Raw genomic sequence first — 20,350 nt, forward strand, 5'->3', positions numbered from 1 at the left:
TTCTCCTCGCTGGATTGATACGGATCGGCTCTTTTCAGGGTCTTCCGCTTATTTGTACACAGCCCGTTCCCCACCGATGAGAGGCGGCCGGGTCCGTGCTGCCGTCAGTACCGCATTCCCCAGTTTTTTCCGGGACAGACGCACCGGCACCGCCACCCGTTTCAGGTGCATGCCGATCAGGGTCTGGCCGATATCCAGCCCCATGTCCGCCTGGATTTCTTCCACCACCACCGGGTTCTTCAGTTCATTGTAGGCCGTGGCTGCAAAAGCCCCGCCGGCATGTTCGATGGGACGGACCGTCACCTGCTGCCAGCCGAATTTCTCCATGGCCTTCTGGTCCACCACCAGGGCCCGGTTCAGATGTTCGCAGCACTGGGCGGCCAGGATCATCTTGTGTTTCCGGCACACTTTCCGGAGGGTGGTGTAGAGCACCTTGGCCACTTTCATGGAACCGCCGGTGCCGATTTTGTTTCCCAGCACCTCGCTGCTGCTGCAGCCCACCACCAGTACCTGACCGGCTCTGCCCTTGGCCACACCGATCAGTTCTTCCGCATCTTCCTCGATTTCCTGTGCAAGTGCCTCCAGATTCATGGTCTCACCTTATTTCTCCAGGTCCATGATCTTCTGTACCCGCTGGGTATGATAGCTGCCCAGGAAGGAAGCCCCCAGATAGGCATCCACGATCTGTTCCGCCAGGCCGGTGCCCAGCACCCGGGCCCCCAGGCAGAGGATATTGGCATTGTTGTGTTCCCGGGCCTTTTCCGCGCTGTAGCAGTCTCCGCACACCGCGGCCCGGATGCCGTGGATCTTGTTGGCGGCAATGGACATGCCCAGGCCGGTGCCGCAGATCAGGATGCCCTGGTCCGCCTTGCCGGCAGCCACCCCTTCGCCCACCTTTTTGGCGTAGTCCGGATAGTCCACCCGGTCCGGGGTGTAAGCCCCTGCATCTTCCACTTCATAGCCCTTGTCCGCCAGATATTTCTTCAAAACTTCCTTCAATTCAAAACCGCCGTGGTCACAGCCGATCATGATTTTCATAAGTTTTGCCTCCCTAATCCAAAGTAAAATGCGTTCGCCGCACATCATATTTATTGTAACACACCTGTTATTCTATTACCATTCCCTGCAAAAACTCCGGCACCTGGCCGCTCTGTTTTTTGTACAGCCCCCGGTCGTAGACCAGGATGTTGTGACCGGCGCTTTTCCGCATCCGGTTCATGATGGCAAGGCCCAGTCCCTGGGTGGAGACCCCTTCTCCCAGGATGATGTCCACCTGCTGCCGGTCGAATTCCCGAAGTTCCGTGTACAGGTTCTCTGCCAGATCCTTCAGATCCTTTCCGGCATCACAGATCACCAGATGGGGCGTATGGGGCAGGTGTTGGACCGTTTCGTCCAGGGCCAGTACTCCCACTTTCAGTCCCCAGGCTTCCCCCATAATGGCCGCCCGGATCACCCCGGCTCCCGCATCCGGTCCTTCGATGAGCACCATCGGGGCCTTGGGCGCATAATGGCGGTACTTCATTCCCGGAGCCTTGGGCTTCTGGTCCGGGCTCACCAGTCCCGGGTCCAGTTCCACGGCCCCCATCACCTGCTGGATCATCTCTTCGGTGATGCCCCCGGGACGGAGGATCACTGGTTCTTTCCCGGTAGTGTCGATGATGGTGCTTTCCACCCCGATGTCACAGGGGCCTCCATCCACCACTCCTCCGATGATGCCCTCCATGTCCTGGAGCACATCCTGGGCGTTGGTGGGGCTGGGCTTCCCGGATTTGTTGGCGGAAGGAGCCGCCAGAGGCCGTCCGGTAAGCCGAATCAGGGCCCGGGCCACCGGATTGCTGGGGAACCGGACCGCCACCGTCTCCTGACCGGCAGTGACCACATCCGGGATGATCTCCGACTTGGGCACAATGAGGGTCATGGGTCCGGGCCAGAAGGCAGCCATGAGTTTTTCCGCCATGAGGGAAAGCCCGGACGTAAGGGGCCGGATCTCTTCCATTTCGCTGATGTGGAGGATCAGGGGATTGTCCGCCGGACGTCCCTTGGCGGCAAAGATTTTCCGGCAGGCCTCTCCGTTCAGCCCGTCCGCCCCCAGGCCGTACACGGTTTCCGTGGGAAAGGCCACCACTTCTCCCTGCCGGAGCAGGGCAGCCGCCGGTTCCAGCTGGGAATCCAGCGGTTCATCGTTCTTTAATTTCCAGCACTGCGTTTCCATAGACAGAACCCCCTTTGGCGGCAAAGACCATCCGGTCCTTGTCCCCGTAATCTTTCCGTACTTTCACACAATCCAGGCCCGCTTCCCGGCACAGCCGGGCCACGTCCTCTCCCTGGTCCTGGCCGATCTCGAAGGCCGCCAGGCCCTGGGGATCCAGATACTCCCAGATATCCTTCAGGATCCGCCGGTAAAAGTCCAGGCCATCCCGGCCCCCATCCAGGGCCCGCCGGGGTTCCCGGTGGACTTCCGCCTGGAGCCCGGCCAGATCCCCTTCCGGGATGTAGGGCGGGTTGGAGACCAGTACCTGGAACTTCGGTTCCTTCGGAACCTTTTCATACAGGTTGGACACTACCGTATCCAGCCGGTCCTCCACCCCCAGGCTCCGGGCGTTTTCCCGGGTCATTTCCACGGCTCCCGAGCTGATGTCCACCCCGGTGCCGTGAGCCTCCGGCAGTTCCGCCAGCAGGGAATCGACAATGGCCCCGCTGCCGCAGCCCAGATCCAGGATCCGTAACGGACCCCGGTCTTTGGTCAGGCTCACCAGCTGTTCCACCAGAAGCTCCGTTTCCGGACGGGGAATCAGGGTGTCCTGGGTCACCTTGAAATCATACTGGAGGAACCCTTTGTGTCCCAGGATATAGGCCACCGGCTCCCGGGCCGCCCGCCGGGCCACATAGCCCCGGTACTGTTTCAGTTCCTGTTCTTCCAGGGGCTCATCGAAATTGGTGTACAGCTGGATCCGGCTTTTGTCCAGCACAGCACAAAGCAGCACTTCCGCATCCAGGCGCGGATTTTCCACGCCTTTGGAGCTGAAGTACTGCTGAGTCCACTGAAGGATTTTCAATATGGTCCAAACGGTTCTTTGTGCCTGCATCTTATTTCACCTGCTGGAGTTTCTTGGCCTGTTCCGCCATCATCAGGGCATCCAGGAGTTCATCCAGGTCCCCGTTGATGATGTCCGGCAGCTTGTGGAGGGTGAGCCCGATCCGGTGGTCGGTGACCCGGCCCTGGGGATAGTTGTAGGTCCGGATCCGTTCACTCCGGTCTCCGGTGCCCACCTGACTTTTCCGTTCTGCCGCGGTGGCCGCCCGCTGTTTTTCCTGTTCCGCTTCCAGGATCCGGGACCGGAGCACCCGCAGGCACTTTTCCCGGTTCTTGGCCTGGGATTTTTCGTCCTGGCACTGGGCCACGATCCCGGTGGGGATGTGGGTCATCCGGACGGCGGATTCGGTTTTGTTCACGTACTGGCCCCCGGCCCCTCCGGCCCGATAGGTATCCACCCGGATATCCGCCGGGTTCAGTTCGATATCCACTTCCTGGGCTTCCGGCATCACCGCCACGGTCACCGTAGACGTGTGGACCCGTCCCTGGGATTCCGTATCCGGCACCCGTTGGACCCGATGGACTCCGCTTTCAAACTTCATGTGGCTGTACACATCGGTGCCGGATACCATGAACACCACTTCCTTGAAGCCCCCCAGGCCAGTGGGACTGGAATCCATCAGTTCCACCTTCCAGCCTTTCTGTTCCGCATACCGGGTGTACATCCGGAACAGGTCCCCGGCAAACAGGGCCGCTTCGTCTCCCCCGGCTCCCGCCCGGATCTCCATGATGATGTTCTTTTCATCGTTGGGATCCTTGGGCAAAAGCAGCAGGGTCAGTTTTTCCTCATAGGCTTCCAGCTGAGGCTGGAGTTCCTTCATTTCCTCTTCCGCCATGGCGGTGAGTTCCTGGTCTTCTCTGGCTTTGACAATGGCTTCATCGTCCTTCCAGGTGTCCACCAGCTTTTTGTAGTCCCGGTACACCGTGACGATTTCCGTCAGTTTGGAATGGGCCTTGGTGTATTTCAGCCACTCCTCCTGCCGGGCGATCACTTCCGGATCGCTGATCTTGGCTTCCAGGTCCAGGTACCGGTCTTCCAGGTCCTGGAGTTTGTCCAAATTCTCAAACATAGGCGTTCCCCGTCATTCAATGATTTCTTCCGGCGGCAGCACCGCTTTCAGGGAAGCGATGGCCACTTCGATCTGGTCGTCGTCCGGCTGCCGGGTGGTCAGTTTCTGGAGGGCCAGCCCCGGCAGGATGGCGGCCCGTACCCAGGCCTTGTCCATATGCTTTCCTGCAAACCGGATGATTTCGTAGCTGATCCCGGCCACCACCGGCATCAGCAGGATCCGGGACAGGATCCGCTCCCACAGGCTGGGCCAGCCCAGAAAGGCAAAGATGAAGATCCCGATGAGCATGACAATCATCAGGAAATTGGTGCCGCACCGGGGATGGAGAGTGGAAAAGGGCCGTACGTTCTCCACCCGCAGAGGCAGCCCGTGTTCATAGGTATAGATGGTCTTGTGTTCCGCCCCATGGTACTGGAACACCCGCTGGATGTCTTTCTGCCGGGAAATCCCCCAGATGTACAGGAGGAAAATGGCCAGCCGCATAAGCCCTTCGCACAGGTTCAGGACCATGGGCCCCACTCCCTGGTTCTGGAGCAGCTTCATGGCCCCGGTGGGCAGCACCACGAACAGCAGCACCGCCAGTCCGATGGAAACCGCCATAGTCCCTGCCATTTCCAGGCTGCTCATGGAGTCTTCCCCGTCCTCTTCGTCCCCGGATACCTGGGCGGAAAAAGACAGAGCCTTCATGCCGTACCCCAGGGATTCCACCAGGGAAACCACCCCCCGGAGGAAGGGCTTCTTCAGGATGGGATACCGGTCGCTGATGCTTCCTGCAGGCTTCAGGTCCACGGTAATCTCTCCGTTGGGTTTGCGCACCGCTACGGCAATCTTCCCCGGTCCCCGCATCATCACTCCCTCGATGACCGCCTGGCCACCGACACTTAATTTTTTGGTCATACCATGACTCCCTGGATACAAGAAAAGGAGTGCTGCAATGTCTGCAAGTCACTCCCTGTTCAAGCGCATTTTTTATTTTGCGTCTTTGCCGTACCGTTTGTTGAATTTTTCGATCCGGCCTCTGGCAGACATATCACGCTGTTTACCAGTGAAGAAAGGATGGCATTTGGAGCAAACGTCCACCCGCAGTTCCTTTTTCACACTGCCAGTCTTGAATGTATTCCCACAGCCACAAATCACGGTGCATTCACCGTAGTTAGGATGGATACCCTTTTTCATTCTGAAACACCTCTTTCTGAAATTGCATTAATATATCCCGACATTAACGCTTGACAATTATATCATACTCCCCTTGTCCGTGCAAGAGTCCTTCTCCCTATTCCAGGAAAAATCCGGGGGTTCCTCCCCTTTGTCCGGAGGATTCTCCCGGAGTGCCAGCCGGAGGAACACTTTCATGGCCTGGGTCAGCCATTTGTCCTTGTGGTAGAATAGCTGCCGGTACATGTGCATGTGGAAATCCTTCACCTGGAGGATCTGCAGCCGGTCCCGGTAGGGGCTGTTTTCCACCACGTACTGGGGCAGGAAGGACAGGCCCAGTCCCCGCTGGACCATATCCAGGATGAATCCGGTATCGCTGACTTCCAATATAGGGTTCAGGGCCAGCTGCCGGGCCGCCAGCTGCTGGTCCAAGCTCAGCCGGTAGTTGTCCGCCTTTTCCGTCAGGAAAAAGGGCTGGCGGATCACCTGGTCCAGTTCCAGGTCCTTTTCCCGGGCCAGCGGAGAATCCACAGAACACACAAACACAATATTCTCCCGTTTCTGGAAAACCTTTTCCCATTTTCCATCATATAAAGGCTTGTCCAGTACATACACCAGATCCACCTTGTTGTGGTTCAGGGCGTCCAGCAGCACACTGGGCGAATCGATGGTGATGGTGATATGGAGCTGGGGCAGGTTCCGGCATACGTAATCCATCACCTGGGGCATGTGGGCCTTGCACAGGCTTTCAATCATACCGATCCGCAGGGCTTCTGCCGGCGGCCGGTTGTGCATCACATTCTCCAGTTCCTCCACCTCCTGGAGAATGGGCAGCACCCGTCGGGCCAGCTGCCGTCCCGGGGGTGTCAGGGCCACCTGCTTGCCCATCCGGTCAAAGAGACGGACCCCCAGTTCATTTTCCAGAGAATGGATTTGTACACTGAGAGCGGACTGTGAGTATCCCAGTTCCTTCGCCGCCCGGGAAAAACTTTCCAGTTCCATAATTTTCAGAAAGCTTTTCAATTCTCTTAGTTCCATTTTGTCAACCACCCTTTGTAAGTATGAAAAATTTTCATCGATTGTATCAAGTTTATTAATTTGATTTATGAATATAAACATAGTACACTGAATAAACAGAAAAGTCAAACGCGAGCTTCCCAGCCGGCGGGAAGCGGTTTGTCAAGTTCAGGGGAGGTTAGTTTTCATGAAACTCGGTCTTGTACCAAAAATCATCATCGCCATTATCATTGGTATCCTTATTGGACAGTATCTGCCGGAAGATGTCTGCCGTACCGTCGTTACTCTTTCCGGCATCTTCAGCAATTTCCTGAAATTCGTCATTCCTTTGATGATTCTGGCCTATGTGACCATGGGCATCGCAGATCTGAGCCAAGGCGCAGGCAAGCTGCTCCTGATTACCGCCATTATCGCCTACGGTTCCACCCTGATCGGCGGGACCTTCTCCTTTACCGTAGCAGACACCCTGTTCCCGTCCTTCATCAGCGCCGGGGTGCTGGAAGAACTGGCCAAGACCGCCGGCAAGAGCCTGCCGCCCTTCTTCTCCATTTCCATTCCGCCCATCCTGGACACCATCTCCGCTGTGGTACTGGCCTTCATTGTGGGCCTGTGCCTGTCCTCCCTCCGGGGCAAGGAAATCGGGGATACCCTGTACAACTGCTTTAAAGATTTCTCCAAGATCATCGACCAGGTCCTGACCCATGCCATCGTTCCCTTCCTGCCGCTGTACATCTGCGGTACCTTTGTGGACATGACCCGTTCCGGCAAGACCTTCGTAATCCTGAGCGTTCTCTGGAAAGTTTTCCTGGTGGTCATCGCCATGCATCTGATCCTGTTGTTCGTACAGTTCATGGTTGCCGGTTCCTTCAGCGGGAAAAACCCCTTCACCCTGATGAAGAACCAGATCCCGGGCTATACCACCGCCCTGGGGACCCAATCTTCCGCAGCCACCATCCCGGTCAACCTGGAATGCTCCAAGGCTGACGGCGTCTGCGAACAGATCCGCAACTTCGTGATTCCTCTGTGCGCCAACATCCATATGTGCGGTTCCATGATCACCATTACTGCTTGTGCCACGGCGGTCAGCCTTATGTACCAGATCCCCATCCACCTGGGCACGGTCATTCCCTTCATCATGACCCTGGGGGTTGCCATGGTGGCTTCTCCGGGTGCTCCCGGCGGTTCCATCATGACGGCCCTGCCCTTCCTGTGGATGATCTTCGGGAAAGAACAGGGAGACCCCAACGGCCCCATCTGCGCTCTGATGGTTGCCCTGTACATTACCCAGGATTCCTTCGGGACTGCCTGCAACGTATCCGGGGACAACGCCATCGCCGTAGTGGTGGACAAGATCTACAAAACCTGGATCAAAAAATAATTTCCGTCAAAAGCGTTCCATCTCCATCTGATCCCCTTCTGCAGCTGTCTGCTTGACAAGATTCAGGCACCATGGGTATGCTGTCAGGGAAACATCCGACAATCCTTCCTGTTTTACCGGATTTCCCTGACCGCCTGCTCCCTGCGTCCGGTTCCGGTCAGACAGAGAGAATGGAACGTTTTTTTATTCCAATTTCAGGAGGTTCATCATGAACATTTTCGATATTATCGGACCGGTGATGATCGGTCCTTCCAGTTCCCACACTGCCGGTGCCGTCCGTCTGGGACGGGTGGCCAACAAGCTGCTCCAGAGCGAGCCCAAGGACATTAAAATCGAACTGTCCGGTTCCTTTGCCAAAACCTACAAAGGCCACGGCACGGACAAGGCCCTGCTGGCCGGGATCCTGGGGTACCACAGCTATTCTGAAGAGATCCGCAGCATCTTCTCCATTGCGGACAAAAAAGGCATCCATTACACCTACATCCCCACGGAGATCCCCAATTCCCATCCCAACACCGCCCGGATCCAGGTGACCTGTGCTGACGGCAGCCAGCACACGGTCCAGGGAGCCAGCATCGGCGGCGGCAACATCCGGGTGGACTATGTGGACGGCATGAAGGTGGACTTCACCGGGGAACGGAACACCATCCTGGTGCCCCACTACGACCGTCCGGGGGTCATTGCGGCTGTAACCAACATTATGTGGCAGAAACACAAGGACATCAACATCGGCAGCTTCCGGCTCACCCGTCCCGTCAAGGGCGGCATTGCCATGATGACCATCGAAGTGGACGGGATGCCCCCGGCGGATGTAATCGACGCCATCCGTTCCGTCCAGTACGTCACCAACGTAATCCTGATCCGTGCCATTTAAGGAGGAAACCATGTTTACCTATACATCCATTGCTGAACTGGTGGAAGCCGCAGAAAAAAGCGGCAAAAAAATCAGCGAACTGGTCCTGGCTGACCAGGCGGAATCCATGGAACAAAGCCAGGCAGAACTATTCGACCGGATGTCCACCGATCTGGACGTAATGATCGATGCGGTGAAATTCGGTGAAAAGAAAGACCAGAAGTCCACTTCCGGACTCACCGGCGGGGAAGGCTGGAAAATGAACGACTACACCGCCCGGACCAACGGCGGCCTCTCCGGCACCATCATCGACCACGCCATTGCCCGGGCCCTGTCCGTGGCAGGCTGCAACGCCTCCATGGGCCGGATCGTGGCCACCCCCACCGCCGGCAGCTGCGGCATCCTCCCTGGCTGTCTCCTGACCATGATGGAAGAAAAGGGCATGGACCGGAAGAATGTGATCATGTCTATCTTCACCGCCGGCGCTTTCGGTATGGTCATCGCCCAGAACGCCTGCATCGCCGGGGCCCAGGGAGGCTGCCAGGCAGAATGCGGCAGTGCTTCCGGCATGGCAGCGGCAGCCCTGGTGGAACTGGCCGGGGGCACTCCCCAGATGGCGGCGGACGCCTGTGCCATGGCCATTGCCAACCAGCTGGGCCTGGTCTGTGACCCGGTGGCCGGACTGGTGGAAATCCCCTGCATCAAGCGGAACGCCAGCGGGGTGGTCATCGCCTTCTCTGCAGCGGACATGGCCCTGGCCGGGATCCGTTCCTGCATCCCGGTGGATGAATGTGTGGAAGCCATGCGGGCTGTGGGCAGCGCTCTCCCCGCCTCCCTGAGAGAAACTGCCGGCGGCGGCCTGGCCGTCACCAAGACAGGGAAGAGATTGAAAGAGCAGGTGTTTGGGAAGGAATGAAAAAGGAGCTGTTGCGCATGCAACAGCTCTTTTTTTATATTCTCTCAAACACCCCGATGAACACGGCCATCAACGTCAGTCCCACTCCCAGGGACCAGGCGCAGAGTTTTTTCTCTATGGGCTGGAGGGGGAAGTATTCTTCTTCGTCAGCCTCCAGTTGGGCGGCATGGACTTTGGCCCCGGTGGGACGGACCACCTGTCTTTCATAATACTGATCGGCGGTGGAATGGACGTTGGTAAGGATTTCGCTTTCCATATTATATCCCTTCTTTCTCACAAAAAGATCTTACAGGGTAGGCGGCAGGATGCCGTGATAGAAAATGTAGGAGATGCCCAGGCCCACCCAGATGATGAACCCGGCCAGGGCTACGGAATAGACCCCGATCACCCGGCCCAGGCCGGCTTTCCACAGCTTCCGCACATTGGTCACCAGGCCGATGGAGAAGAAGCACAGGCCGAAGAACACCGCCCGGAGCAGGTTGGCCTGACCGGCACCGGCTTTGGCCCCGGCCACAATGGAGGGATGGGCCCAGCCCGCCAGGAAGATCCCCACCAGAGCCAGGACGAAGCCCAGGATGAATTTGGGGAACCGGTTCCAGATTTCCTTTTTGGATACCTTTCCGCCGCCGGCAGCAGCCTTGGGATCATTCAGATGGTACACGGACCAGACCACCGCCAGGATAAAGGACCAGACTCCGATGAAAATGTCGATGAACACTTTGGAAGTGGTGGCCGCCATGAGGATCCATCCTTCCTGGTACCGGACCCCGAACAGTTCCAGGGCCCGGCTGCGGATCAGGCTGTCCGCAATGGCCCCGGAAGCTACGGCGCCTCCGTCACTTTTCACCACAAGACCCAGCCAGGAGCCGGCCACCATGGGATCCCCGGGCAGGAAATAGGCAGCGGCAAAGGGCAGGATCAAAAGTTCCACTGCCACGAACACAATGATTACGGAAGCCAGGATGGTGGGGATGATCTGCCGGGCTTTGATGGCGCTGCCGGTGGCAATGGCGGCGGCCACCCCGCAGATGGAGATCCCGGAAGCCATGGGAGCGGCCCATTCCGGAGTAAACTTGAAGAATTTCCGGGCCACAAAATACACCACCGGCCAGTAAATCAGGTAGGCTTCCACCACGGCGCACAAACCCCGGAGGATTACGGTGCTGGCCAGACCCAGGGCACTGATGGCCTGGATCCCGATGTTGGCTCCCAGGATCACGATGCCGGTCTTGATGTACCATTCCGGTTTGCCTGCATGGGAGAGATATTTGGCCAGGCCGGGAAAGAAGTTCCCGATTACCAGTCCGGCCAGCAGGGCGAACACAAAGCCCAGTTCTCCCAGGCTCAGGGACCAGCCGATGTGGAAGGCTTCCCGTTTGTTGGGCGTGGCGGCCAGGTAGGCGTAGTTCCCCAGGATGTTGGACAGGATGGTGATCCAGTAGATCACCGAAAAGCCCCCGGCGAATTTTTTCACATCCGCCTTCATGAAATGAGCCCCCAGGGAGGTGACTGCCAGGGTGAACACCCAGGTGGCTGCCAGAGCCCCGGCACTGCCCAGCCAGGCATAGGCCTTGGATCCGGTGCCCACCGCTTTGGCAGGATCGATCCACACTCCAAAGGTGGCCGCCCATCCCAAAAGGTCAAAGCCCCAGATCTTTCCCAGACCCAGGAGCGTAATGAACAGGCCCAGCCATACGGCCCACCAGTCTTCGCTGCCCAGCAGCCCTGTGGGACGGACTGCCGGGATTTTCGTTTCGTTTGCCATGATAACCACCTCATCTGTATTTTGCTCCGGTGGCCGCAAAAAAGCGCCACCTGTCCGACAGATGGCGCGCAATAGAAAAACCATGGGTCTGCACTGACTCATCTGCCGGGATCTTTCCCGCTGACCAAGCATCCGGGATATTTCCCGCCGCTGCAGCTTCCCAGGGGCCAGTCCCTCCGCTGCTGATGATGTTCCGTGCAGAGCTGTTCATTTGTCCAAAGACCGGTTATACAGTCTCCGTCCCGCCGCTGCTGCACATTCGGCAACAACAGCAACACATCGTGTACGTTCCCATGATTCTTCTCCCCGTTTCAGATTTAGAATTCATATAATTTCACTATGCATTAAATGCATGAGGAAAGTATAGCTAATTAGTGGGAATTTGTCAAGAAAAAAAATGGAGCAGCACGCCCCATTTTTTTTCAGCGGTCAGCCGTCAATCCCTCCATCTTCTCCAAAAAAATGGCCAGGATCAAGAGATCCGCACAGCCTCCCGGGCTGATGTTCTTTTTTACGAAGCTTTCGTTCAGGTCCCAGACGGCCTGGAGCCCTTCCCGGGTGAAGGCGCCCCCTTTGTCCAGCACGGCCCCGGCCTCTTTCTGGGCCTGTTCCAGGGTAGCCTGGTCGGACCGGCTGAGGATGTTGGTGTCTTCCACTTGGCTCAGGAGCAGCAGCAGGGTCTGGATATAGGCCTCGTTGTCCGGTCTCCCTTCCTGCCGAAACTTCCGCAGAGCCGGCAGGGCGATTTTTGCCACCGCCGGGAACCCGTCCATGGCTTCCCCCCGGATTCCCCGGCACCCCTGTTCCACATAGAGCACTTCTCCGTGGGTGTGGGGATGGTACCGGTCGATTTTGGCAAAATCCCGTTCCAGAAGAGGTGTCACCGCCGCTCCGATTTCCCGGAGCACCGCCTCGCTTTCCACCTTTCCGGTCCGGGCCAGGTGACGGAGGGTGAAGCTGGTCACAAGGCCCAGGGAAAAGATGATTCCCTTGTGGGTGTTCACATTCCCGGTAGCCCGGAACATGGCCTTTTCCGCCGCCGCCCCCATGGGCCGGAGGGCGGCAAACAGGGCTTCGTCCTCCCCTTCCCAGTTCCAGCCTTTTTCAGCCATCTGCCGGAGATGGGGCACAATGGCGTCAGTACTCCGGGCAAAGGTGTGCCAGTCCATGTCCCGGTGAGCGCCCGGATTGTCCCGGTCCACCAGCCCCGGTTTGGGAGTGGCATCCACTTCTCCCTGGAGTCCCTGGCGCAGTGCCTGTTCCACCCGGTCCATGAGAAAATTTTCCAATATCCGGTGGATGTTCCGCACCAGCACCGGCACACTGTGCTTCCGGCTCCGGGCGCAGGCCTGGGCCGGCTGGGAGCACACCAGGCACAGCCGGCCGGGGAGCCCGATGTCCGTCCGGGAAATCTTGTGCCCGTCTTCTGCCAGCACATCCATGTCATAGAGCCGGCCCAGCCGGTCCTGTCCTTCCATGGTGCAGGCGATTTTCTTGATACGGAGGGCATCCCCGTCCAGTACATAGTATTTTTCATAGCCGGTTTTCCAGTCAATGACCTTCTGGAACAGGATGGGGATCCCGGCTTCTGCCAGGGCCTTTTCCAACCGGCGGATTCCCTCCAGGAACCCCAGATGGATCAGGACAGAAGTCTTCACCGGCCCCGGGATGTTCTGGGTGAAGAACAGCAGCGGCTTGTGATACCGCTCCAGCAGTTTTTTCTGGGCGGCAGCACGGCCGTCCCGGGCCAGGAGCATATCCGGCACTTCCACAGCCGGGCCGGCCAGATGGATTACAGGTTCTTTCATAGAGTCATGGTTCCTTCCTTGTTTTCCCCAGGGTCCGGATCAGTTCGATGAAGGCCCGGGCATAGGGGCTGAGATAGGCGTCCTTCCGGCAGCATACATAGCAGTACCGTTTGTTGGCCACGCCCAGTAAAGGATACAACACACACTTGTCCTGTGACAAGAAGTAATTGTCCAGATACACATCCGGGCAGATGAACACTGCCTCCATGGCGGATACCAGCCGTTTCCCCACTTCGATGCTGGAGGTTTCCAAGATCACATTGGGTTTGATTTCATAGACGCTGAACAGGGTATCCTGGACCCGGCGTACATTGTGGCCTTCGGTAATGGAGACGAATTCCTCGTTCTTGGCTTCGGTGATGTGGATGGGGGTCCCGGGCTTCACCCGCTGGGCCAGGGTGGTCATTTTGTTGGCTACCAGCACCACGTCTTCCGTTTCCACCAGTTCATACTTCAGTTCGTCGTTGGTGGGCGTGGTGGTGAGCACCGCCAGGTCCACGCCCCCGTTGAGGACTTCGTTTTCCGTAATGTTGCTGCCCGCTTCATGGATCTGGAGCTTGATATGGGGATACCGCTGACGGAACACCGGCATCACTGCGGGCAGCATCTGCATGGCCCGCTGGACCGGGATTCCCAGCCGCAGGGTGCCGTACCCTTCATATTGGATATCCGCCACCTCATGGAGCAGATTGGAGCTGATGGTGATCACCTGTTTCACCGCTGCAATGTATTTTTTCCCCGCTTCCGTCAGCACAATGGGATTGGTGTTCCGCAGGAAGATGGGAGCCCCCAGGTATTTTTCCACCGCCTTGATGGTCTGGCTCAGGGCCGGCTGGGATACGTGCATGGTCTTGGAAGCATTGGTGATGCTCCCTTCCTTGATGATTTCCATAATATACTGCGCATGTTTCAGGTTCATAACACCCTCCGTTTCCTTTTTTTTCCCAAAAATTCCCCTATTTCCAAAGAAGTTTTAATTTCTTATATTTTGACACAATTGCACAAATCCCCGTACCCCGCATGGAGTGGGAGTTTCTGCCGTTTGATAAGGAATGACTTATACAGATTATATCATTATTTATATTCGATTTCCAATTTTTCCTGTGATACTATCAAAGTGCATCATAATGTACAATGTACGATTTTCAGAAGGAGTGATTTTAATGGAATTGAAGAAGGCAGCCATGGCTGGCACTGTTGAGTCTTCCGATGCCCAGATCACGGTAGAACCCGGGACCAACGGCATTGAGCTCACCATTGAAAGCAGCGTCATCCATCAGTATGGACGGCAGATCAAGGCTGTTGTCCTGGATACCCTGAAGAAACTGGACGTAACCAATGCAAAGGTTTCTGTTGTGGACAAGGGCGCTCTGGACTGCACTTTAAAAGCACGCGTGGAAGGCGCAGTGTTCCGTTCTGTCAACGAGGATCCTGATACGCCGAATCCCTGGGAGGTGCTGTAAGATGGTTATCAATACGAATCCGAACTTCAAGCGTCTGAGAAGATCCATGATGTTCCTGAACGCTCAAAAACCGAGCCTGGTCAAAGACCCGTATGTATACAAACCCGATTCCATTATGCTGGACCTGGAAGATGCCGTTGCAGAAAACCAGAAGGATGCTGCCCGGTACTCCCTGTTCCATGCCCTGAAAGAAATCGATTATCATGGCTGTGAAAGAGTGGTCCGGATCAACGGTCTGGAAACTCCTCACTGGAAAGAAGATATCCGTGTTTCCGTTGCCGGCGGCTGCGACGCCATCCGTCTGGCCAAGACTGAATCCGGCAAGGACATCAAGACTGTGGAAGAACACATCCTGGCCGCTGAAAAGGAATTCCACCGTCCCATCGGCAGCACCCTGATCATGGCTGCCATCGAATCCACCAAAGGGATGCTGAACCTGTATGACATCTGCACCTCTTCCGACCGTCTGTTCGGGATTGCTCTGTCCGGCGGGGACTACACCCGTGACCTGCAGACCAGCATTTCCAAGAGCGGTGTGGAACTGATGGGCGCCCGTCAGCAGATGGTAATCACCGCCCGTGCCACCGGCCGTATGTGCTTCGATACGGTGTACACCGACCTGGACGACATGGAAGGCTTCCGCAAGGATGTGGAAATGATCAAACAAATGGGCTTCGATGGGAAATCCATCATCAACCCCCGTCAGATCCCTGTCTGCCATGACGTGTTCACCCCGACTGAAAAACAGATCCGCTGGGCGGAAGCTGTGGTACGGGAAATCGATACCAAGAAAGCCATGGGTATCGGTGTATTCCAGCTGAACGGCAAGATGCTGGATATCGCCTTCTATGACGGCGCCAAGAGAACCATTTCCATGGCCAAGGCTGCCGGTGTGTACAAGGGGGATTTATAAGATGAAGAACGCAGTAGGTAGAGAGATTCCTGAAGAAATCCTGAAGCTGACCGGGAAAGACGCTTTTGCCGGCAGCTATGCCAAACATCAGAAAGTATACCAGGCCGCAACCCACAAAGTTGCCCCTGTGATTGACCCCAACTACAGCAAAGTAGTGGATTCCATTGAAGAAGTCCTGAAGAAATGCGGCATCAAAGACGGCATGACCCTGGGCTTCCACCATCATTTCCGTGAAGGGGACTATGTGGTGAACATGGTTATGGAAGCTGTCCACAAAATGGGCATCAAAGACCTGACCATCTGCGCCACCTCTCTGGGCAAGGCTCAGAACGCCATCGTTCCCATGATCGAAGACGGCACCATCACCAACATCCAGGCTTCCGGCGTACGGGGCAAGATCGGTGAAGCCATCTCCAACGGCAAACTGAAAGGCCTGGCCATCATGCGCAGCCACGGCGGCCGTGTCCGTGCCATCGAATCCGGCGAAACCCACATCGACATTTCCTTCATCGGTGCTCCCAGCGCTGATGACATGGGGAACTGCCGTGCAGTAGGCAGCCAGAACGGCGCTGACTGCGGCGTGCTGGGCTATGCTGCCGTAGACGCCCAGTATGCGGACAAAGTGGTTGTGGTTACCGATACCCTGGTACCCTTCCCCAACGTGCCTGCTTCCATCGACATGACCAACGTGGACTATGTGGTCAAAGTGGACGCCATCGGCGACCCCACCAAGATTGCCACCGGTGCTGCCAAACCCACCACCGACCAGAGAAAGCTCCTGATGGCCAAGTATGCCGCTGACTTCATGGTGCACACTCCCTGGTACAAAGATGGGTTCATCTACCAGACCGGCGTAGGCGGTGCTTCCATTGCCTCCACCAAATTCCTGGCAGAACATCTGCGGAAAGACAACATCCACATCGGGGTTGCCATGGGCGGTATTGCCCAGGCCATCTGCGAACTCCAGCATGAAGGCCTGATCGACAAGATTGCCGACACCCAGGATTTTGACATGGCTTCCATCGAAGACATCAAAACCAACCCCAACCATTACGAAATCACCACCTCCCAGTATGCCGATCCCTTCAACAAGGGCGCTTATGTGAACAAGCTGGATTATGTAATCCTGGGCGCACTGGAAGTGGATACCCACTTCAACGTCAACGTTGTGGTAGGTTCTGACGGCGTGATCACCGGGGCTCAGGGCGGCCATCCGGATACCGCTGCCGGTGCCAAATGCACCATCGTCATTGCTCCGCTGCTCCAGGGCCGTATCCCGGCTATCTGCACCGAATGCACCACGGTCACCACTCCTGGTGAAACCGTTGACGTGGTTGTCACCGACTACGGCATTGCCATCAACCCCCGCCGTCAGGATATCATCGATGCTGTAAAAGACACCGATCTGCCCATCTGCACCATCGAAGAACTGCGGGATACCGCATACAAGATGGTAGGCACTCCTGACCCTGTACAGTTCGGCGACCGGATCGTGGGCATCATCGAAGCCCGTGACGGTTCCGTTATGGACGTAGTCCGTCAGGTTAAGAAAGCGGAATTCTAATTCCATAAGTGAAAAAGCCATCCTTTCGGGGATGGCTTTTTTTATTCTCCGATCCCTCACCCCCTTTTTTAAAATATTCTTAAATTATCTCTATTTATGTTTAAATGAAACAATTTCGCTTTTCTTCTGAAACCCGCATACAGCCTAGGGTTGCACCGTTTCTATAAGTATATGCTTATGAGATTTATTCCGATTTTTATATTCGTTTTCAATATGTTCATATGTTACTATGTATGAGTGTTATGCACTATTTTCCGGTTCCCGGACTTGCCCGTCCAGGGAACACCCCATTTTATTTCCAAAGGAGGAAATTGCACTATGTTTTTGGGCGTTGTTGGTTTCTTGATGGTTGTCATCATTGTGGCAGCTCTGATCCGTGGTAAATCCAACCCGGTTCCTCTGTTCGTGATGGTTCCCGTCATCGCTGCTCTGATCTGCGGGTTCACTCCTGTACAGATCTTCGATTTCGTAAAGGCCGGTGTTTCCAAGACCTGGTCCACCGCAGTACTGTTCATCTTCTCCATCGTTTACTTCTCCATGATGGGTGATATGGGCCTGTTCGATCCTATGGTAAACTGGCTGGTGAAAAAAGCCGGTTCCAACATCGTAATGGTTACCATTGCCACCGCCTGCATCGCCGTTATCTCCCACCTGGACGGCGCTCTGGCTTCCACCCTGCTGATCACCATCCCTGCCATGCTGCCGATTTACAAGAAACTGCACATGCGTCCTGTGGTGCTGGTGTGCATCATCGGTGCAGCCATGTCCATCATGAACCTGCTGCCCTGGGGCGGCCCTGTGGCCCGTACCGGCGTGGTGCTGAATGCTGACGTAAACGCTCTGTGGCAGCAGCTGCTGCCCCTGCAGGGCGTTGGTCTGATCATCCTGCTGGTATTCGCCGCTTACATGGGCGTTATGGAAAAACGCCGTGGAGCTGGTCTGAACCCTACCGGCAAAGCCGCTCAGCTGTCTGACGACGACGAAGACAAATCCGCTGACGATGATCTGTCCGCTGAAGATGCTGAATTCATGCGCCGTCCCAAGATGATCTGGTTCAACGGGATCCTGACCCTGTTCGTCATCGGCCTGCTGTGCTTCACCAAGATTCCTCTGTATGGTGCCTTCATGTTCGGTCTGGCTGTGGCCCTGGTTGCCAACTTCCATTCCGCCAAAGACCAGGCCCGTGCCATTAAGATGCACGCTGCCACCGCTCTGACCATGCCCATGATCCTGCTGGCTTCCGGCGTATTCCTGGGTGTGCTGTCCAAGACCGGTATGATGAAGGCTATGGCTCAGATGCTGATTGCCATCGTTCCTACCGCTCTGGGGCCCCATCTGCAGGATGTATTCGGGTTCTTCGCCGTGCCTATCGGCATGATGCTGGGTACCGACTCTTACTTCTTCGGCCTGCTGCCTCTGGCCATCGGTGTTGGTCAGCAGTTCGGCGTTGATCCTCACAACATGGCTATGGCCATGCTGATCGGGAAGAACTACGGCGTTATGGTTACTCCTCACGCTGCCACCACCTTCCTGGCCTGCGGCCTGGCTGGCATCTCCATCAAAGAACTGCTCACCTTCTGCGCACCGCGCCTGTGGGTCCTGTCCTGGATCTCTCTGGCCTGCGGCCTGATGCTGGGTCTGTTCCATCTGTAAGATTCATAAAAAAAAGCCACCCCTTCGGGGGTGGTTTTTTTGTTACTGGTCCGCGTTTTCCCAAGAAGTTTTTATTGCTGTGAAAGTCTGAAAATTATATCCATTCCCCGAGCCCCGCATGGCACCTTGTTTCTGGCCTGTTTTATAAGAATTTTCTTATATATCGCATATTCATATTTATATTAGTTTTCAGAAAGTTCATATGTTACCATGGTGGCGTAAGGAAAAGGATTCATCTTTCATCCGCTCCCGGATGCCTGCCCGCTCCGGAGGCAAAAATCCATTCAAAGGAGGAAATGCATTATGTTCTTGGGCATTGTTGGTTTCCTGATGGTTGTGATTATCGTGGCCGCTCTGATCCGCGGTAAATCCAACCCGGTACCTCTGTTTGTGATGGTACCTGTGATTGCGGCTCTCATCTGCGGGTTCTCCCCTGCGGAAATCTTTGGCTTTGTAAAAGCCGGGGTGAGCAAGACCTGGTCTACGGCTGTACTGTTCATCTTCTCCATCGTTTACTTCTCCATGATGGGTGATATGGGTCTGTTCGATCCCATGGTGAACTGGCTGGTGAAAAAAGCCGGTTCCAACATTGTGATGGTTACGGTGGCCACCGCCTGCATCGCTGTTATTTCCCACCTGGACGGCGCTCTGGCTTCCACCCTGCTGATCACCATCCCTGCCATGCTCCCCATCTACAAAAAGCTCCACATGCGTCCTGTGGTACTGGTGTGCATCATCGGTGCGGCCATGTCCATCATGAACCTGCTGCCCTGGGGCGGTCCTGTAGCCCGTACCGGCGTGGTGCTGAATGCTGACGTAAACGCTCTGTGGCAGGAACTGATTCCCCTTCAGGGGGTCGGCCTGGTGATCCTGATGTTCTTCGCAGCCTATATGGGCGTTATGGAAAAACGCCGTGGAGCTGGTCTGAATCCTACCGGCAAAGCCGCTCAGCTGTCTGACGACGACGAAGACAAATCCGCTGATGATGACCTGTCCGCTGAAGATGCTGAATTCATGAAGCGGCCCAAGATGATTTGGTTCAACGGCATCCTGACCCTGTTCGTTATCGGCCTCTTGTGCTTCACCAAGATTCCTCTGTACGGTGCTTTCATGTTCGGTCTGGCTGTGGCCCTGGTTGCCAACTTCCATTCCGCCAAAGACCAGGCTCGTGCCATTAAGATGCACGCTGCCACCGCTCTGACCATGCCCATGATCCTCTTGGCATCCGGCGTATTCCTGGGGGTTCTCTCCAAGACCGGCATGATGAAGGCTATGGCCCAGATGCTGATTGCCATCGTCCCGGCAGCTCTGGGGCCCCATCTGCAGGATGTGTTCGGATTCTTCGCCGTACCTATCGGCATGATGCTGGGTACCGACTCCTACTTCTTCGGCCTGCTGCCTCTGGCCATCGGCGTTGGCCAGCAGTTCGGCGTTGATCCTCACAACATGGCCATGGCCATGCTGATCGGGAAAAACTACGGCGTTATGGTTACTCCTCACGCTGCCACCACCTTCCTGGCCTGCGGCCTGGCTGGCATCTCCATCAAAGAACTGCTCACCTTCTGCGCACCGCGCCTGTGGGTCCTGTCCTGGATTTCCCTGGCCTGCGGCCTGATGCTGGGTCTGTTCCATCTGTAAGATTCATAAAAAAAAGCCACCCCTTCGGGGGTGGTTTTTTTGTCAGCTGTCTGTTGACAGAAT

At 56.2% G+C, this 20,350-nt stretch carries 20 protein-coding genes; 8 read left to right on the forward strand and 12 right to left on the reverse strand.

Features of this window, described 5'->3' with window-relative positions; all coding sequences use genetic code 11:
* Positions 1–48: 48 nt before the first annotated feature.
* The 8 genes from ACZOF8_RS05475 to ACZOF8_RS05510 form a co-directional block, all read right to left on the reverse strand.
* The gene (locus ACZOF8_RS05475; RefSeq protein WP_022486930.1) at positions 49–591 is read right to left on the reverse strand and encodes a TIGR01440 family protein; all 543 of its coding nucleotides are present in this window, start codon (positions 589–591) and stop codon (positions 49–51) included.
* A gap of 9 nt (positions 592–600) precedes the next feature.
* Positions 601–1,038 carry a ribose 5-phosphate isomerase B gene (gene rpiB, locus ACZOF8_RS05480; RefSeq protein WP_022486931.1) on the reverse strand — a complete coding sequence of 146 codons (438 nt, stop codon included), beginning with the start codon at positions 1,036–1,038 and terminating at the stop codon, positions 601–603.
* A 67-nt stretch (positions 1,039–1,105) separates the two neighbouring features.
* Positions 1,106–2,212: an L-threonylcarbamoyladenylate synthase gene (locus tag ACZOF8_RS05485; RefSeq protein ID WP_308664307.1), complete on the reverse strand. Its 1,107-nt coding sequence runs from the start codon at positions 2,210–2,212 to the stop codon at positions 1,106–1,108.
* Positions 2,178–3,086, reverse strand: a complete 909-nt coding sequence (gene prmC, locus ACZOF8_RS05490; RefSeq protein ID WP_308664308.1) for a peptide chain release factor N(5)-glutamine methyltransferase — start codon at positions 3,084–3,086, stop codon at positions 2,178–2,180. The genes ACZOF8_RS05485 and prmC overlap by 35 nt, the downstream gene beginning before the upstream one ends.
* A gap of 1 nt (position 3,087) precedes the next feature.
* A complete protein-coding gene (gene prfA / locus ACZOF8_RS05495) occupies positions 3,088–4,164 on the reverse strand; it encodes a peptide chain release factor 1 (protein ID WP_022486934.1) in 1,077 nt (358 codons plus the stop codon).
* Between the two features lie 12 nt (positions 4,165–4,176).
* Complete coding sequence (locus tag ACZOF8_RS05500) at positions 4,177–5,061, reverse strand: DUF1385 domain-containing protein (RefSeq protein WP_308664309.1); 885 nt, start codon at positions 5,059–5,061, stop codon at positions 4,177–4,179.
* Positions 5,062–5,133: 72 nt separating this feature from the next.
* Complete coding sequence (gene rpmE, locus ACZOF8_RS05505; RefSeq protein ID WP_012937812.1) at positions 5,134–5,340, reverse strand: 50S ribosomal protein L31; 207 nt, start codon at positions 5,338–5,340, stop codon at positions 5,134–5,136.
* Positions 5,341–5,397: 57 nt separating this feature from the next.
* Positions 5,398–6,357 carry a LysR family transcriptional regulator gene (locus tag ACZOF8_RS05510; protein WP_288310870.1) on the reverse strand — a complete coding sequence of 320 codons (960 nt, stop codon included), beginning with the start codon at positions 6,355–6,357 and terminating at the stop codon, positions 5,398–5,400.
* A gap of 166 nt (positions 6,358–6,523) precedes the next feature.
* Between ACZOF8_RS05510 and ACZOF8_RS05515 the strand changes: the two genes are divergently transcribed.
* The 3 genes from ACZOF8_RS05515 to sdaAA all read left to right on the forward strand — a co-directional run bounded on the left by ACZOF8_RS05515 (position 6,524) and on the right by sdaAA (position 9,483).
* Positions 6,524–7,714: a dicarboxylate/amino acid:cation symporter gene (locus tag ACZOF8_RS05515; protein WP_487426662.1), complete on the forward strand. Its 1,191-nt coding sequence runs from the start codon at positions 6,524–6,526 to the stop codon at positions 7,712–7,714.
* Between the two features lie 208 nt (positions 7,715–7,922).
* Positions 7,923–8,588 (forward strand): L-serine ammonia-lyase, iron-sulfur-dependent subunit beta, encoded by a 666-nt coding sequence (gene sdaAB / locus ACZOF8_RS05520; RefSeq protein WP_022486938.1) that lies wholly within the window; start codon positions 7,923–7,925, stop codon positions 8,586–8,588.
* A 10-nt stretch (positions 8,589–8,598) separates the two neighbouring features.
* The gene (gene sdaAA / locus ACZOF8_RS05525; protein ID WP_022486939.1) at positions 8,599–9,483 is read left to right on the forward strand and encodes an L-serine ammonia-lyase, iron-sulfur-dependent, subunit alpha; all 885 of its coding nucleotides are present in this window, start codon (positions 8,599–8,601) and stop codon (positions 9,481–9,483) included.
* Between the two features lie 34 nt (positions 9,484–9,517).
* Here sdaAA and ACZOF8_RS05530 read toward each other — a convergent pair whose 3' ends face one another.
* The 4 genes from ACZOF8_RS05530 to ACZOF8_RS05545 form a co-directional block, all read right to left on the reverse strand.
* Positions 9,518–9,739, reverse strand: a complete 222-nt coding sequence (locus ACZOF8_RS05530; RefSeq protein WP_022486940.1) for a hypothetical protein — start codon at positions 9,737–9,739, stop codon at positions 9,518–9,520.
* A gap of 30 nt (positions 9,740–9,769) precedes the next feature.
* The gene (locus ACZOF8_RS05535; protein ID WP_308664310.1) at positions 9,770–11,248 is read right to left on the reverse strand and encodes a putative sulfate exporter family transporter; all 1,479 of its coding nucleotides are present in this window, start codon (positions 11,246–11,248) and stop codon (positions 9,770–9,772) included.
* Between the two features lie 422 nt (positions 11,249–11,670).
* Positions 11,671–13,056, reverse strand: coding sequence for a triphosphoribosyl-dephospho-CoA synthase CitG (gene citG / locus ACZOF8_RS05540; protein WP_022486942.1), 1,386 nt, complete (start codon positions 13,054–13,056; stop codon positions 11,671–11,673).
* Between the two features lie 4 nt (positions 13,057–13,060).
* Positions 13,061–13,975 (reverse strand): LysR family transcriptional regulator, encoded by a 915-nt coding sequence (locus tag ACZOF8_RS05545; RefSeq protein WP_022486943.1) that lies wholly within the window; start codon positions 13,973–13,975, stop codon positions 13,061–13,063.
* A 244-nt stretch (positions 13,976–14,219) separates the two neighbouring features.
* On the opposite strand from ACZOF8_RS05545, the gene citD reads away from it, so the two are divergent.
* The 5 genes from citD to ACZOF8_RS05570 all read left to right on the forward strand — a co-directional run bounded on the left by citD (position 14,220) and on the right by ACZOF8_RS05570 (position 20,287).
* The gene (citD, locus tag ACZOF8_RS05550) at positions 14,220–14,519 is read left to right on the forward strand and encodes a citrate lyase acyl carrier protein (protein WP_022486944.1); all 300 of its coding nucleotides are present in this window, start codon (positions 14,220–14,222) and stop codon (positions 14,517–14,519) included.
* 1 nt (position 14,520) lies between these two features.
* Entirely contained in the window at positions 14,521–15,432 is a 912-nt protein-coding gene (locus ACZOF8_RS05555) for an aldolase/citrate lyase family protein (RefSeq protein ID WP_022486945.1), read from the forward strand.
* 1 nt (position 15,433) lies between these two features.
* The gene (gene citF / locus ACZOF8_RS05560; RefSeq protein WP_022486946.1) at positions 15,434–16,996 is read left to right on the forward strand and encodes a citrate lyase subunit alpha; all 1,563 of its coding nucleotides are present in this window, start codon (positions 15,434–15,436) and stop codon (positions 16,994–16,996) included.
* Positions 16,997–17,314: 318 nt separating this feature from the next.
* Positions 17,315–18,649: a CitMHS family transporter gene (locus ACZOF8_RS05565; protein WP_308664311.1), complete on the forward strand. Its 1,335-nt coding sequence runs from the start codon at positions 17,315–17,317 to the stop codon at positions 18,647–18,649.
* Positions 18,650–18,952: 303 nt separating this feature from the next.
* Positions 18,953–20,287: a CitMHS family transporter gene (locus tag ACZOF8_RS05570; protein ID WP_279126841.1), complete on the forward strand. Its 1,335-nt coding sequence runs from the start codon at positions 18,953–18,955 to the stop codon at positions 20,285–20,287.
* The last annotated feature ends 63 nt before the right edge of the window (positions 20,288–20,350 follow it).

It is taken from the genome of Acidaminococcus sp., from assembly GCF_057597765.1.